This window comes from Streptomyces sp. NPDC017520, from assembly GCF_044329855.1.
Taxonomy (GTDB): Bacteria; Actinomycetota; Actinomycetes; order Streptomycetales; family Streptomycetaceae; genus Streptomyces.
Window position 1 is genome coordinate 186,955 of record NZ_JBIRKB010000001.1, and the last position, 15,626, is coordinate 202,580.

A 15,626-nucleotide genomic window follows, 5' to 3' on the forward strand; every position below is an offset into this window, starting at 1 on the left:
TGGTCCCTGCTTGACTGTGGCCATCGAACCCAGGGAGCGAGTTATGCCGACTGTGATCCATAGGACGCGCAGCGAGCTTGAGGCCCAGCGTGAGCAACTACTGGCCAGCGTGAACATGACTTACGACGAGCTCGCGGAACGCGCTGCCACTTACAGCCTCAGCATGAACGAGCTGGACGTGTGGCACACGATCGAAGGTCTCGACTACCTTCTCGAAGGTGACTGCTGAAGAGGCCAAGGCCCTCGACGAATCAGCGACGGATTTCGCTGATTAACTGACTGCTTTGACGCGGGGGGTCCTGGGCGACGACACCCCGCGTTTTCACGCGATCAACATGGGTTCCAAGATCAGGGTCTCGCCGATACGGGAGGACGAAGTTCTCCAGCGGATCCCGGTCAGCATCGGCGGGGAGCAGCGTCTCAGCCTCATGGTCCGGTTCTACTGCTGTTGGGACGGGTCCAGCACGTTCATGGCTACCGATCAGGCCGACGTGCACGTCTTCTACGCCGGGAGTCCGGACCCGTTGTTCCGCTTCGAATACGTTCGGCGGAGTAAGGAGCCGCCGGGCGCTCACGTGCAGGTGCATGCGCATCGCGATGAGGTCGCGTACCTTCTGCGGCTGGCGGAGAAGGGGCGGTCGAAGCAGAAGTTCAACAGACTGCCGCGTTTGGCCGAGCTGCATTTGCCGGTAGGCGGCCACAGAATGCGTCCGGCGCTGGAGGACGTGTTGCTTTTTCTGAAGCGGGAGTTCGCGATCGACACGGTCGACGGCTGGAAGGCCGCGATTGACGAACATCTGCGCCGTTGGCGGCTGACGCAGCTGAAGACCGCGGTCAGGGATGCTCCTGACTCGGCCGCGCAGGTTCTGCGCAGCCTTGGGTACACAGTGGTCGAGCCGGTGGTGCCTGGGGCGCGCCAGGCGTCGGACGAGGTCAAGTCGTTCTGGCCCTGACGCTCAGGCATGTCGTGCGGAGCCGGTGAGTACCTGCTCGATCCCGGCCGCCCGTCCCGGGCGCGGCGCCTGCGGGCTGTCGGGCGGCTCAGCCGCAGCCGCAGCTCGCGCGGCGGGTCACGGAGACCGGCAGCTCCAGGGAGACCGGGGCGCGGCCCGGGTCCGCCAGGCGCTGCACCAGCAGCTCCACCGCCTGCTCGCCCAGCTGCCGGATCGGCTGCCGGACGGTCGTCAGGGGCGGGCGGACGATCCGGCTCAGCGGAATCCCGTCGAAGCCGGTCACGGCGATGTCCTCGGGCACCCGGACCCCGCGTCGCTCCAGCGCCTGGAGCGCGCCGACCGCCATCTGGTCGTTGGCGAACAGCATCGCCTCCGGCCGCTCCACCCCCGTACCCTCCGACCGGTCCAGCAGGGCGCCCGCCGCCCGCGCGCCCTCGGCCTGCGTCATCATCCCGGCGCGCAGCTCCGGCCGGGAGGGCACCGGCAGACCCGCGTCCCGGCATCCCTCCTGGAAGCCCCGGAACCGGGCCTCGGCGTCCGGTGAGTTCTCCTCGCTGCCGATGAAGGCCAGCCTGCGCAGCCCGTGGTCCTCGATGAGGTGGCGGGTCAGTTCCCGTTCGCCCTCGGCGTTGGCCACCACGATGTGGTCCAGGTGGTCGATCTCGCGCGGTCCGGCCAGCATCACCACGGGCAGCCGGCGCGATATCACCTCCAGGTCCTCGGTCGGAACGGTCCGCGCCAGTACGGCGAACCCGTCGACCCGCCCCGCGACCTTCGCCACCAGACTCTCCGGCCCGCCGTCCAGCGAGGCGGCGATCAGCAGGGCGTAGCCGTGCCGCCGGGCCGCCCGTTCCATGCCCCGGATGATCTGGTCGGAGTAGAGCATGACGGCCTGGTCGTCGTCCGCGTCGCTCGCCGCCGCGGCGGTCTCGGCGTCCGGGTCCGCGTAGTCCGGGAAGCAGAGCCCGAGCACGCCGGTCGTCCGGCTGGCCAGGCCCCGGGCGCTGCCCGACGGTACGTACCCCAGCTCGCGGGCCGCCTCCATGACCTTCTCGCGAGTCTGGGCGCGTACGGAATCGGGGTTCCGGTAGACCCGGGAGACCGTGGCAATGGAGACGCCCGACCGCTCGGCGACGTCGTACACCGTGGGGGCGCTCACTCGACCGACCGTCCGCTTCTTCTTCCGTAGCGCCGCGCCTGGCGCGTGTGCTGATACCGGGCCGGCGGCCTGCTCGCCTGCCGATGCGATCACGAGGCCCGTGAAAGCGCATTCACCCTAGATCGTGGGCCGCGGGGGGAGCAAGGCCGCCCGGAGCCGCGCCGAGCGTGCGCCGGGTGCCGCGCGACGCGCAGGAGCGAAACGTTCCTCCGGCCGGGTGAGCTTGCGCCCGCCGCCCGCCGTGTCTGCGCCCCCTCGCGCGAGGGGGCGTTTCAGTGGACGGAAGGAATCAGTGTGATCAACTGCAAATGCCACCACATACGCACTATCCGGTCCATTCCGGTACGGGGTGGTCCGGGCCGGCCCCGGAGGTATCAGCCATGTCCCACGTCGGCGTCCCGCGCGGGACGGTTCGAAAGCGTCGATCACTCGCGCTCCTCACGACGGGGGTGCTCACGATCCCGGTGCTGGCCGGCTGCACCTCCGGCGGCGAGGAGACCTCCCGGGGCGTGCCCCAGGACATCGCACCCACCGCCCGCCAGGCGGTCGCCGACGGTTCGACGGTGAACTGGGCGGTCGACGCGATGCCCGCCACCTTCAACGCCTTCCAGGCGGACGCGGACAGCGCCACCCTGCGGATCACCGGAGCCCTGCTCCCGACGCTCTTCCCGATGGACAAGTTCGGGCGGCCGAAGCTCAACCCGGACTACCTGGAGTCCGCGAAGATCATCGAGCGCGAGCCGAAGCAGGTCGTGCTCTACAAACTCAACCAGCAGGCGGTGTGGAGCGACGGGCGGGAGATCGGGGCCCCCGACTTCGTCGCCCAGTGGCGGGCGCTCCGGGGCAAGGACTCCGCTTTCTGGACCGCCCGCAACTCCGGTTACGAGCGGATCGAGAAGATCGAGCGGGGCGCGGACGACCTCCAGGTGCGGGTCACGTTCGCCAAGCCGTACGCGGACTGGCGCGCGCTCTTCTCGCCGCTCTACCCGAAGGAGATCACCGGGTCGCCGGACTCCTTCAACGACGGCGCGCGCACCACCCTGAAGAACACCGCCGGGCCGTTCGTCCTGCGCGGCGTCAGCAAGGCCAAGGGCACCGTCACACTGGCCCGCAACCCGCGGTGGTGGGGCGACAAGGCCAAGCTGGACACCCTCGTCTTCCGGGCCGTCGCCGCCGGGGACCGTACCGAGGCCCTCGCCGACGGCACGGTGGACGTCGCCGACATCGACGCCGCCACCGCCGACCGCATCGCGCTCGCCCGCCGCGACCGGGGCAGCAACGGCCAGCCGCCCGCCCACGGCCCGGGCTCCGAGACCACGCCCGCCGCCGCCCTGCGCTCCTGGGCCCTGGCGCACGGTTCCGACGAGGAGGCCGCGGAGATCGCGCAGGCCGCCCGGGAGAAGAACCGCAAGGCCGTCGTCGCGTACATCGCGGAACAGAAGGCCCTGCGCGACTTCGCGGTCCGCAAGTCCCTGGAACCCGCCTACACCCAGCTCGCGCTGAACGGCGAGTCCGGTCCCCTCGCCGACGACCGGGTCCGGCGGGCGGTGGCCCGCGCCCTGGACCGCGAGGAGCTGGCCCGGACGGTGCTGGGGCCGCTGGGCCTTCCGGCGAAGCCGCTCGGCAGCCACCTCGCCCTCGCGGGACAGCCCGGCTACAAGGACGGCAGCGGGGCGCTCGGCGACCAGAACACCAAGGAGGCCCAGGCCCTGCTGGCGGACGCCGGCTGGACGCGGGGCGGCGCGGCGCAGCCGCCCAAGGACACCAAGGCGGGCAGCGAAGCGGAGAAGAAGGGCGACCAGGGCGACAAGGGCGAGGAGAGCGACGCCGAGGGCGCGAAGGAAGCCGCGGAGAAGAAGACCGCCGAGGGCGCGCAGAGCGAGAAGGCCGGGCGGGACACCGAGGAGAAGGAAGCAGAGAGGGAGAAGGCCGAGAAGGCCGAGAAGGCCGAGAAGGCCGAGAAGAAGGAAGCCGAGGGCGAGAACGCCGAGGGCGAGAAGGCCGACCAGGCCTCCGAGGACAGCGCCGCCTCCCGTGACGAGGGCCTCTACATCGTCGGCGAGGACAACAAGCCCGGCGGCCACGCCCCCGCGCAGGCCGCCTCCACCGGCGGCGCCTCCGCCATCCACGTCCTGGCCTCCGGCCGGACGGCCGCCACCCAGAGCGCCGCCCTGCGCCGACAGGCCGGCGCCCTCGGCGAGGACGGCGCCGTCGCCGCCCAGGACAAGCAGCCCGGGGGAGCCGCAGGGGCGTACGCCCCCGTCGGCACCGCGGCCCCGGCGCCCGCGGCGGCCAAGGGGCAGCTCGGCAAGGACGGCAAGGCGCTGACCCTGCGCTTCGTCCTCCCCTCCGGACCGGGCTCCCAGTCGCTGCGCAGCGTCGGCGACAAGATCGCGGTGATGCTGGAGAAGATCGGCATCGGCACGGAGATCATCAAGGTTCCCGACGAGAGCTACTTCAAGGACCACGTCGCCTCCGGCGCGTACGACCTGGCGCTCTACTCGTGGCCCGCCACCGCCTACCCGGCCACCGACGGACGCCCGATCTACGCCAAGCCGGAGCCCGCCACCGACGGGTCGCTCCTCGTGGAGCAGAACTACACCCGGGTCGGCACCGACCACATCGACCAGCTCTTCGACCAGGCGGCCGCCGAACTCGACGAGAAGGCTGCGCGGGAGCTGTTGAAGCAGGCGGACGCCCGGATCTGGGCCGCCGCCGGATCGATTCCGCTCTTCCAGCGCCCGCAGCTGGTCGCGGTCGACAAGAAGCTCGCGAACGTCGGGGCGTTCGGTTTCGCGGCCCCTCGGTACCAGGACATCGGGTTCAAGAACCGGCAAGCGGCAGGTTCCCCCGCAGACCGCAAGAAGTAGCGGTCAAATACCACACTCTCGCGCCGCCAAGCTCAGATGCACCTCAAAACCCTTGCCCGCCGGTTCGCCCGGCGGGCAGTCTGGTGTCTGCCCTTGACCCGGGCCGCTCATCGCTTCACCGCTCCTCACCCCCCACAGCTCCGCCCGCGTTCCGCCCGCATTCCGGCCGCATTCCGGCCATGAGAATGGCCCGGCAGCACCTTGACAGCGGCTGAATATCGCCTGAATCACACGGGAAGACCGCGTCCGCGGATCGCTCCGGGAAGCCCGGTCGGCCCCGGGCCCGTACGATGGGACGAGCCGTGGCGTGCCGCCCGGCGGGCGTACGAGGACTCGAAGACCGACTGAGACGCCTGATCCCACGATCCGAGAGAAGCGCAAGCCACCCATGCCCACGCGCCACGACATCCGTAACGTAGCCATCGTCGCCCACGTCGACCACGGCAAGACCACGCTGGTCGACGCCATGCTCAAGCAGGCCGGAGCGTTCGCCGCCCACGCCGCCGAGCACCTCGACGACCGCATGATGGACTCGAACGACCTGGAGCGTGAGAAGGGCATCACGATCCTCGCCAAGAACACGGCGGTGAAGTATCACCCCAAGGACGGCGGGGACCCGATCACGATCAACATCATCGACACCCCCGGCCACGCCGACTTCGGCGGCGAGGTCGAGCGCGGTCTGTCGATGGTGGACGCGGTCGTGCTGCTCGTCGACGCCTCCGAGGGCCCGCTGCCCCAGACCCGCTTCGTGCTGCGCAAGGCGCTGGCCGCGAAGATGCCGGTCATCCTGTGCATCAACAAGACGGACCGCCCCGACTCCCGGATCGCCGAGGTCGTCGACGAGACGTACGACCTGTTCCTGGACCTGGACGCGGACGAGGACCAGATCGAGTTCCCGATCGTCTACGCCTGCGCCCGTGACGGCGTCGCCTCGCTGACCAAGCCCGAGGACGGCACCGTCCCGCCGGACAGCGAGAACCTGGAGCCGTTCTTCAACACCATCCTGTCGCACGTCCCGGCCCCGGAGTTCGACGCGGACGCGCCGCTCCAGGCCCACGTCACCAACCTGGACGCCGACAACTTCCTCGGCCGTATCGCCCTCTGCCGCGTCGAGCAGGGCGAGCTGCGCAAGGGCCAGACGGTCACCTGGATCAAGCGCGACGGCACCATGTCCAACGTCCGCATCACCGAGCTGATGATGACCGAGGCGCTCACCCGCAAGCCGGCCGAGGTGGCGGGCCCGGGCGACATCTGCGCCGTCGCCGGATTCCCGGACATCATGATCGGCGAGACGCTGGCCGACCCCGAGAACCCGATCGCACTCCCGCTGATCACGGTCGACGAGCCGGCCATCTCGATGACCATCGGCACCAACACCTCGCCGCTCGTCGGCAAGGGCGGCAAGGGCCACAAGGTCACCGCCCGCCAGGTGAAGGACCGCCTCGACCGCGAGCTGATCGGTAACGTCTCGCTCCGCGTCCTGGACACCGAGCGCCCCGACGCCTGGGAGGTCCAGGGCCGCGGTGAGCTCGCGCTCGCCATCCTGGTCGAGCAGATGCGCCGCGAGGGCTTCGAGCTGACCGTCGGCAAGCCCGAGGTCGTCACCAAGCAGATCGACGGCAAGACCCACGAGCCGATCGAGCGCATGACGATCGACTCCCCCGAGGAGCACCTCGGCGCCATCACGCAGCTCATGGCGACCCGCAAGGGCCGCATGGAGACCATGACGAACCACGGTTCGGGCTGGGTCCGCATGGAGTGGATCGTCCCCTCCCGCGGCCTCATCGGCTTCCGTACGGAGTTCCTGACGCAGACCCGCGGCACCGGCATCGCGCACTCGATCTTCGAGGGCCACGAGCCGTGGTTCGGCGAGCTGCGCACCCGTCACAACGGCTCCCTGGTGGCCGACCGTTCGGGCTCCGTCACGCCGTTCGCGATGGTCAACCTCCAGGAGCGCGGTGTCATCTTCACCGAGGCCGGCACCGAGGTCTACGAGGGCATGATCGTCGGCGAGAACTCCCGCGCCGACGACATGGACGTGAACATCACCAAGGAGAAGAAGCTCACCAACATGCGTGCGGCCTCCGCGGACACCACGGAGAACGTGGTCCCGGCCCGCAAGCTGTCGCTGGAGCAGTCCCTGGAGTTCTGCCGCGAGGACGAGTGCATCGAGGTGACCCCGGAGACCGTGCGCATCCGCAAGGTCGTCCTGGACGCCAAGCAGCGTGGCCGCACGGCCTCGCGCGCCAAGAACGGCTGACACCACCGGACCGAACGGCCGACGTCAGGCCCGTAGTACGGCTGCGGCTGACAGCAGGCCCGCACGGCTGACACGTGGCCCCCTGGGCCCGTGAGGACCGCCCGGAAGCCCCTGAGGGCTTCCGGGCGGTCCTGCGTGCCCGTCCGGAAGCCCCGCGAGTCCAGGGAGAGCCCCGCGAGTCCAGGGAGTCCAGGGAGTCCAGGGAGAGCCCGGGGGGTCCAGCGAAAGTCCCGGGGGGTCCAGGGTGAGGCCCGGGGGCCCGGAAGGCCTCGCGCTTCCCGGAGCCGCACCCTCCGTATGGGGAGACGGCCGCGCCCCCCGGGGGTCCGCCGGACGGCCCGTCAGCACAGGCATTGACAGAAGGCCCGGCTCGCCACGGACACTGTGGGGGGCCGGGCCTCCGTCAATCTCTTTTTCTGACCAAGGTGTCCGGATATCGGGGGTCGCTCTCCGGAACATGTGTTAACAGTCCGTTTCGGGCGTGTCTGTCTGGGATCGCTTTGTCCGGATTTCGGGCACGCAGAGGGTGCTGATGTTGTCAAACCGAGACCCTTTAAGTGTGGTTTACAGCCCGGCCGTACCCAATAGTTGGCTGCATTGAGCTCGGGTCAATGGGTCACGCACTGTGGGGAGTGCCGACTCACGAGCACACTCGGGGCACTGAACGATCACCGTCAGGGGTGTCGGTGAATCTCTCCAGTGCCCTTCTTGTAGTCAAAAGTGGACTCATGAGGAGGAAACCCATGCGCGGTGCCAAGAGCGCCAAGTGGGTCGCGGGAGCGGCCGTCATCGCCCTGGCCGCGACTGCCTGTGGCGGCGGCGACAGCAGCGACGAAGGCAAGAAGAACACGTCGGGACAGCCCGCCGGTTACGTCTCGATCGACGTCGGCGAGCCCCAGAAGCCTCTGATGCCGGCCGACACGAACGAGAGCAACGGCTCCTACGTCATCCAGTCGCTGTTCACCCAGCTGCTGGACTTCGACGACAAGGGCGAGATCGTTCTCACGAACGCCGAGTCCGTCGAGACCGAGGACTCCAAGACGTGGACCGTCAAGCTCAAGGCCGGCTGGAAGTTCCACAACGGTGAGGCCGTGACCGCGCAGTCGTACATCGACGCGTGGAACTGGTACGCCAACGTCGAGAACAAGCAGCAGAACGCGTTCTGGTTCTCCGACATCAAGGGCTACGCGGACGTCCACCCCGAGAAGGGTGCGCCCAAGTCCAAGGAGATGTCCGGTCTGAAGGCCGTGGACGACACCACGTTCACGATCGAGCTGGCGTCGAAGGTCCCGTACTTCAACTACAAGCTCGGTTACGCGACGTTCGCGCCGCTGCCGAAGGTCTTCTACGACGACCCGAAGGCGTTCGGCCAGAAGCCGATCGGCAACGGCCCGTACACGTTCGAGAAGTGGACCCACAAGAAGCTCATCCAGGTCAAGGCCTGGGACGAGTACCAGGGCCCGAACAAGGCTGCCAACAAGGGCATCCAGTTCAAGAACTACTCGACCGTCGAGGCCGCCTACTCGGACGTCATCTCCGGCAACCTGGACATGATCCGCCAGGTCGGCCCGCGTGACCTGCCCAAGTACAAGACGGACCTGGGCGACGGCGCGATCGAGCAGCCCTACGCCGCGATCCAGACGCTGGTCCCGGCGTTCTACAACGCCACGTTCAAGGACATCGACCCCAAGGTCCTCCAGGGCCTGTCCATGGGCATCGACCGTGACACGATCACCAAGACCGTCCTGAACAACACCCGTACCCCCGCGACGAGCTTCACGCCGCCGCAGGTCAAGGGCAACCAGCAGCTCGAGTCGGACTTCCTGAAGTACGACCCGGTCAAGGCCAAGGCCCTCATCAAGGAGGGTGGCGGTGTTCCGCAGAACAAGTTCACCATCCAGTACAACGCCGACGGCGGGCACAAGGAGTGGGTGACCGCGGTCTGCGAGTCCATCCGCAACGCCACCGGGGTCGACTGCGTGGGCGACGCGAAGCCGGACTTCCCGACCGACCTCGAGGCTCGTGACAACAACCAGGTCAAGGGCATGTACCGCGGTGGCTGGGTCGCTGACTACCCGGTCAACGTGAACTTCCTCAAGGAGCTCTACCACTCCAAGGCGGAGTCGAACAACGGTCGGTTCTCCGACAAGGAGATCGACGAGCTGATGGCCAAGGGCGACAAGGCGGACTCCCTGGAGGAGTCGGTCGCCGCCTACCAGGAGGTCGAGAAGGCGCTCGTCGAGAAGATGCCGGCGATCCCGCTCTGGTACTACCGCATCAACGGCGGCCACGGAAAGAACGTCGACAACGTCAAGGTCGACTTCCACGGTGACCTCGAACTGACCGGCGTCACCACCAAGTAACGCCTGCGGGTCATTCCCCAACTGGCCGTCATCCGCCCGTGCTGCCCCTCAGCACGGCCGGAGGCGCGGGGGTCGCCTCTTCGCAGAGGCGGCCCCCGCGCCGCAGTTATCCCCACACGGAGGCACCCATGGGGCGCTATGTCGCACGACGACTGCTCCAGATGATCCCGGTCTTCCTCGGGTCGACCCTGCTGGTCTTCCTGATGATGTACGCACTGCCCGGCGACCCCGTCAGAGCACTTGCCGGTGAACAGCACGTAGACGCGACACAGATCGCCGCGCTGAAGGCCCAGTACGGCCTCGACAAGCCGATCTGGGAGCAGTATCTGAATTACCTGGGCAATCTGTTCCAGGGCGACCTCGGAACCCAGATCGGGACACAGCGTCCGGTCGCCGAAGTCATCTCCGACGCCTACCCGATCACCGTCAGACTGGCGATCTTCGCCTTCGTCTTCACGGTCGTCGCCGGTATCTCGCTCGGCATCGTCGCCGGCCTCAAGGCGGAGTCCCTCCGGGACCGCGGTCTGCTCGGTCTGACGCTGGTGCTGATCTCCATGCCGTCCTTCGTGCTGGGCTTCCTCGTCCAGTACCTCTTCGCGTTCCAGCTCGGCATCGCCAAGCCGAACGTGAGTCTCGAACCGACCAACACCGAGTTGATCATGCCGGCCGTCGTGCTGGCATCGCTGTCACTCGCGTACGTCGCCCGCCTCACCCGTACCTCGGTCGCCGAGAACATGCGCGCCGACTACATGCGTACGGCTGTCGCCAAGGGCCTGCCGCGCCGCCGTGTCATCGGCGTCCACCTGATGCGCAACTCGCTCATCCCGGTCGTCACCTTCCTCGGCACCGACATCGGCGCCCTGATGGGCGGCGCGATCGTGACCGAGGGCATCTTCAACATCAAGGGCGTCGGATCGCTCGTCTTCGAGGCTCTGGGCAAGCGTGAGGGTGCCACCGTCGTCGGCGTCGTGACGCTGCTCGTCGTCGTCTATCTCATCTGCAGCCTGCTCGTCGACCTGCTCTACGCGGTCCTGGACCCGAGGATCCGGTATGCCTGACACCACCGCACTCAAGAGCGCCGACGCTTCGGCCGCCCCGGTCGACACGCCGCCCGCCACGGACGCCGGCCCCGCGCCCGGCAAGCCGCGCAGCCTCTGGTCGGACGCCTGGCACGATCTGCGGCGCAACCCGCTCTTCATCGTCTCGATGGTGCTGATCCTGCTGCTCGCCGTGATGTCGATCTTCCCGGGGCTGTTCACCAGCGCCTCGCCGAGGGAAGCCAACCTGGCCGAGCACTACCTCCAGCACCCGAACTGGGGCCACTTCTTCGCCCCCGACTGGCTCGGCTACGACGGACAGGGACGCTCGATCTACGCGCGTCTCGTCTACGGTGCCCGCGCCTCGATCACCGTCGGCGTCGTGGTGACCCTCGCGGTCACCATCACCGGCCTGGTCATCGGCATGCTCGCCGGTTACTTCGGCGGCTGGATCGACACGATCCTGTCCCGCATCACCGACGTCTTCTTCGGCGTCCCCTTCATCGTCGGCGCCATGGTCATCCTGACCAGCTTCGAGAAGCGCTCGGTGTGGGTCGTGATCCTCTCGCTGGCCTTCCTCGGCTGGACGTCGATCGCGCGTGTCGCCCGTGGCTCGGTCATCACGATCAAGCAGGCCGACTACGTGGTCGCCGCCAAGGCGCTCGGCGCCTCCACCACCCGGATCCTGACGCGGCACATCCTGCCGAACGCCATCGCTCCGGTGATCGTGGTCGCCACCATCGCGCTCGGCGGTTACATCGCCGCCGAGGCCACCCTGTCGTTCCTCGGCATCGGCCTCGCCGAGCCGACGGTCTCGTGGGGCATCGATGTGTCCGCTGCGAAGGACCAGCTCCGCAACGCACCGTACGTCCTGGTCATCCCCTCGGTGATGGTCTCGGTCACGGTGCTGTCCTTCCTGATGTTCGGCGATGCGGTCCGCAACGCCCTCGACCCCAAGATGCGCTGAGGGAGGCGTTCGTGACCACCATCGACAAGACGGCTCACGTCCCCGCACCGCGGGAGTCCGTGAGTGGCGACGGTCCACTGCTCGACGTCCGTGACCTGCACGTGGAGTTCCACACCCGCGACGGTGTGGCCAAGGCGGTCAACGGTGTGAACTACACCGTCAGCGCCGGCGAGACGCTCGCGGTGCTCGGCGAGTCCGGCTCCGGCAAGTCCGTGACCGCGCAGACCATCATGGGCATCCTCGACATGCCGCCGGGGAAGATCACGCAGGGCGAGATCCTCTTCCGCGGCCAGGACATGCTGAAGATGTCCAACGAGGAGCGCCGGAAGATCCGCGGCCGCAAGATCGCGATGATCTTCCAGGACGCGCTGTCCTCGCTGAACCCGGTCCTCTCCGTCGGCTACCAGCTCGGCGAGATGTTCCGTGTGCACCAGGGCCTCTCCAAGAAGGAGGCCAAGGCCAAGTCCATCGAGCTGATGGACCAGGTCAAGATCCCGGCCGCGGCGGCCCGTATCTCGGACTTCCCGCACCAGTTCTCCGGCGGCATGCGCCAGCGCATCATGATCGCCATGGCGCTGGCCCTGGAGCCGGACCTGATCATCGCGGACGAGCCGACCACCGCGCTCGACGTGACGGTGCAGGCCCAGGTCATGGACCTGCTGGCCGAGCTCCAGCGCGAGTACAACATGGGTCTGATCCTGATCACCCACGACCTCGGCGTCGTCGCCGACGTCGCGGACAAGATCGCCGTGATGTACGCGGGCCGGATCGTGGAGACGGCCCCGGTCGGCGAGCTGTACAGCCGCCCGGCGCACCCGTACACCAAGGGCCTGCTGGAATCGATCCCGCGCCTGGACCAGAAGGGCCAGGAGCTCTACGCGATCAAGGGCCTCCCGCCCAACCTGACGCGTATCCCCGCGGGCTGTGCCTTCAGCCCGCGCTGCCCCAAGGCACAGGACATCTGCCGCACCGACGTCCCGCCGCTCGCCCCGGTGACCGAGCGGGACGGCCTGGAGCTCGTCGGCCGCGGCAGCGCGTGCCACTTCTGGAAGGAGACGATCCATGGCTGAGCTCAAGAAGGAGCCCGTGGACGCCACCCCGAACGTCTCCGACGTGGAGGCCGTGGACGCCGCGACCGAGGCGGAGGCCGTATCCGCCGTCGACGCGCCCGTCAGCCAGGGCGAGCCGATCCTCCAGGTGCGGAACCTCGTCAAGCACTTCCCGCTCACCCAGGGCGTGCTCTTCAAGAAGCAGATCGGCGCGGTCAAGGCCGTCGACGGGATCTCCTTCGACCTGTACGCCGGTGAGACCCTGGGCATCGTGGGGGAGTCCGGCTGTGGCAAGTCCACGGTCGCCAAGCTCCTGATGACGCTGGAGCGGGCCACCGCCGGCGAGGTCTTCTACAAGGGCCAGGACATCACCAAGCTGTCCGGCCGCGCGCTGAAGGCCGTGCGCCGCAACATCCAGATGGTGTTCCAGGACCCGTACACCTCGCTGAACCCGCGTATGACGGTCGGCGACATCATCGGGGAGACCTTCGAGATCCACCCCGAGGTGGCCCCGAAGGGCGACCGGCGCCGCCGCGTCCAGGAGCTCCTGGACGTCGTCGGGCTGAACCCGGAGTACATCAACCGGTATCCGCACCAGTTCTCCGGCGGTCAGCGCCAGCGCATCGGCATCGCCCGCGGGCTCGCGCTCAACCCGGAGATCATCATCTGCGACGAGCCGGTCTCCGCGCTCGACGTGTCGGTGCAGGCGCAGGTCATCAACCTGATGGCGAAGCTCCAGGACGAGTTCAACCTGTCCTACCTCTTCATCGCGCACGACCTGTCCATCGTCCGGCACATCTCCGACCGGGTCGGCGTCATGTACCTCGGCAAGATGGCCGAGATCGGCACGGACACCCAGATCTACGACCACCCGACGCACCCCTACACCCAGGCGCTGCTGTCGGCGGTCCCCGTCCCCGACCCGTCGGCCCGTGAGGGACGCGACCGGATCATCCTGACCGGCGACGTTCCGTCACCGGCCAATCCGCCCTCGGGCTGCCGCTTCCGCACCCGGTGCTGGAAGGCGGAGGAGCGCTGCGCGACGGAGGAGCCCCTGCTGGCGATCCCCGAGCGCTTCGTCGCGGGAACCACTCCCGCCACGCACGAGTCGGCGTGCCACTTCGCCGAGGAGCGCGACGTCGTGCACGCGGCGTAGCGCTTTCGGTTCCTGAACGGCAGATGCCCGGTTCCCCGAGGGGGACCGGGCATCGTCGCGTCCGCCCGCGCCCCCGCCCGTACGGGGTAAGCCAGCATGCGGTACGTGGCGCAATGAGGTGATATGAGGCATTGAGCTACTCGATGACTCTAGGAGGCACTTCATGCGCGGAGCCACACAGGTCAGGTGGGCCGCATGTGCGGTGGCCGTCGCCCTGACAGCGACGGCCTGCGGGGGTGGCGGTGGTGGTGACGGCGGCGGCGGCGCCGACGGCATCGTCAGCTCCTCCTGGGGAGACCCGCAGAACCCGTTGGAACCCGCCAACACCAACGAGGTCCAGGGCGGCAAGGTCCTCGACATGGTCTTCCGCGGACTGATCCGCTACGACCCGAAGACCGGCGAGGCCCAGAACATGGTCGCCGAGTCCATCGACTCGAAGGACTCCCAGAACTTCACGATCAAGCTCAAGGACGGCTGGACGTTCTCCAACGGCGAGAAGGTCACCGCCAAGTCCTTCGTCGACGCCTGGAACTACGGCGCCGCACTGAAGAACAACCAGAAGAACGCCTACTTCTTCCAGTACATCGAGGGCTACGACAAGGTCCACCCGGAGTCCGGCTCCGCCTCCGCCGAGACCCTCTCCGGCCTGAAGGTCGTCGACGACCTGACCTTCACCGCCAAGCTCACCCAGAAGTTCTCCCTGTGGCCCGACACCCTCGGCTACTCCGCCTTCGTCCCCCTGCCCAAGGCGTTCTACGACGACCACGACGCCTGGCTCTCCAAGCCCGTCGGGAACGGCCCGTACACCATCGAGTCGTACGCCAAGGGCTCCTCGATGAAGCTGCGCAAGTGGGACGAGTACCCGGGCGACGACAAGGCGAAGAACGGCGGCGTCGACCTCAAGGTCTTCACCGACAACAACACCGCCTACACCGACCTGACGTCGGGCAACCTCGACCTCGTCGACGACGTGCCCGCCTCCCAGCTCCGCAACGTCGAGGCGGACCTCGGCGACCGGTACATCAACACCCCCGCCGGCATCATCCAGACCCTGGCCTTCCCCTTCTACGACAAGGAGTGGGACACCGACGACGCCCGCAAGGTCCGCCAGGGCCTCTCGATGGCGATCAACCGGCCGCAGATCACCGACCAGATCTTCCAGAAGACCCGCACCCCCGCCTCCGACTGGACCTCCCCGGTCCTCGGCGAGGAGGGCGGCTTCAAGAAGGGCCTGTGCGGCAAGGAGTGCACGTACGACAAGGCCGCGGCCAAGAAGCTGATCGACGAGGGCGGCGGCATCCCCGGCGGCCAGCTGAAGATCTCGTACAACGCGGACACCGGCTCCCACAAGGAGTGGGTCGACGCCGTCTGCAACAGCATCAACAACGTCATGGGCGACAACAAGGCCTGCGTCGGCGGCCCCGTCGGCACCTTCGCCGACTTCCGCGCCCAGGTCTCCACCCAGAAGCTGAAGAGCGCCTGGCGCGCCGGCTGGCAGATGGACTACCCCCTGATCCAGAACTTCCTCCAGCCGCTCTACTACACCAACGCCCCGTCCAACGACGGCAAGTGGAGCAACCAGGAGTTCGACGACCTGATCGACAAGGCCAACGCCGAGACCGACAAGGCGAAGGCCGTCACCACCTTCCAGGACGCGGAGAAGATCCTCGTCACGGAGATGCCGGTCATCCCGCTCTGGTACCAGAACGGCAGCGCCGGCTACTCGGACCGGGTCGACAACGTCGCGCTGAACCCGTTCAGCGTCCCGGTCTACGAAGAGATCACCGTCAAGTGACGCACTGAGCGACG

General features: G+C 68.1%; 11 protein-coding genes. 10 read left to right on the forward strand and 1 reads right to left on the reverse strand.

Features of this window, described 5'->3' with window-relative positions:
• Window positions 1-43: 43 nt before the first annotated feature.
• The gene (locus tag ACH4KB_RS00880; RefSeq protein ID WP_032793318.1) at window positions 44-229 is read left to right on the forward strand and encodes a hypothetical protein; all 186 of its coding nucleotides are present in this window, start codon (window positions 44-46) and stop codon (window positions 227-229) included.
• A gap of 106 nt (window positions 230-335) precedes the next feature.
• A complete protein-coding gene (locus ACH4KB_RS00885; protein ID WP_398062319.1) occupies window positions 336-953 on the forward strand; it encodes a hypothetical protein in 618 nt (205 codons plus the stop codon).
• An 88-nt stretch (window positions 954-1,041) separates the two neighbouring features.
• Here ACH4KB_RS00885 and ACH4KB_RS00890 read toward each other — a convergent pair whose 3' ends face one another.
• Window positions 1,042-2,112 (reverse strand): LacI family DNA-binding transcriptional regulator, encoded by a 1,071-nt coding sequence (locus ACH4KB_RS00890; RefSeq protein ID WP_398062321.1) that lies wholly within the window; start codon window positions 2,110-2,112, stop codon window positions 1,042-1,044.
• 380 nt (window positions 2,113-2,492) lie between these two features.
• On the opposite strand from ACH4KB_RS00890, the gene ACH4KB_RS00895 reads away from it, so the two are divergent.
• The 8 genes from ACH4KB_RS00895 to ACH4KB_RS00930 all read left to right on the forward strand — a co-directional run bounded on the left by ACH4KB_RS00895 (window position 2,493) and on the right by ACH4KB_RS00930 (window position 15,612).
• Complete coding sequence (locus ACH4KB_RS00895) at window positions 2,493-4,982, forward strand: ABC transporter family substrate-binding protein (RefSeq protein ID WP_398062323.1); 2,490 nt, start codon at window positions 2,493-2,495, stop codon at window positions 4,980-4,982.
• Window positions 4,983-5,370: 388 nt separating this feature from the next.
• Window positions 5,371-7,245, forward strand: a complete 1,875-nt coding sequence (gene typA / locus ACH4KB_RS00900; protein WP_397921703.1) for a translational GTPase TypA — start codon at window positions 5,371-5,373, stop codon at window positions 7,243-7,245.
• A 743-nt stretch (window positions 7,246-7,988) separates the two neighbouring features.
• A complete protein-coding gene (locus tag ACH4KB_RS00905; protein ID WP_398062325.1) occupies window positions 7,989-9,608 on the forward strand; it encodes an ABC transporter substrate-binding protein in 1,620 nt (539 codons plus the stop codon).
• Window positions 9,609-9,736: 128 nt separating this feature from the next.
• Complete coding sequence (locus ACH4KB_RS00910) at window positions 9,737-10,666, forward strand: ABC transporter permease (protein ID WP_398062327.1); 930 nt, start codon at window positions 9,737-9,739, stop codon at window positions 10,664-10,666.
• A complete protein-coding gene (locus ACH4KB_RS00915; RefSeq protein WP_398062329.1) occupies window positions 10,659-11,612 on the forward strand; it encodes an ABC transporter permease in 954 nt (317 codons plus the stop codon). The genes ACH4KB_RS00910 and ACH4KB_RS00915 overlap by 8 nt, the downstream gene beginning before the upstream one ends.
• An 11-nt stretch (window positions 11,613-11,623) precedes the next feature.
• Complete coding sequence (locus ACH4KB_RS00920) at window positions 11,624-12,682, forward strand: ABC transporter ATP-binding protein (RefSeq protein ID WP_398062331.1); 1,059 nt, start codon at window positions 11,624-11,626, stop codon at window positions 12,680-12,682.
• Entirely contained in the window at window positions 12,675-13,817 is a 1,143-nt protein-coding gene (locus ACH4KB_RS00925; protein ID WP_398062333.1) for an ABC transporter ATP-binding protein, read from the forward strand. The genes ACH4KB_RS00920 and ACH4KB_RS00925 overlap by 8 nt, the downstream gene beginning before the upstream one ends.
• 163 nt (window positions 13,818-13,980) lie before the next feature.
• Window positions 13,981-15,612, forward strand: coding sequence for an ABC transporter substrate-binding protein (locus ACH4KB_RS00930; RefSeq protein ID WP_398062335.1), 1,632 nt, complete (start codon window positions 13,981-13,983; stop codon window positions 15,610-15,612).
• Window positions 15,613-15,626: the final 14 nt, after the last annotated feature.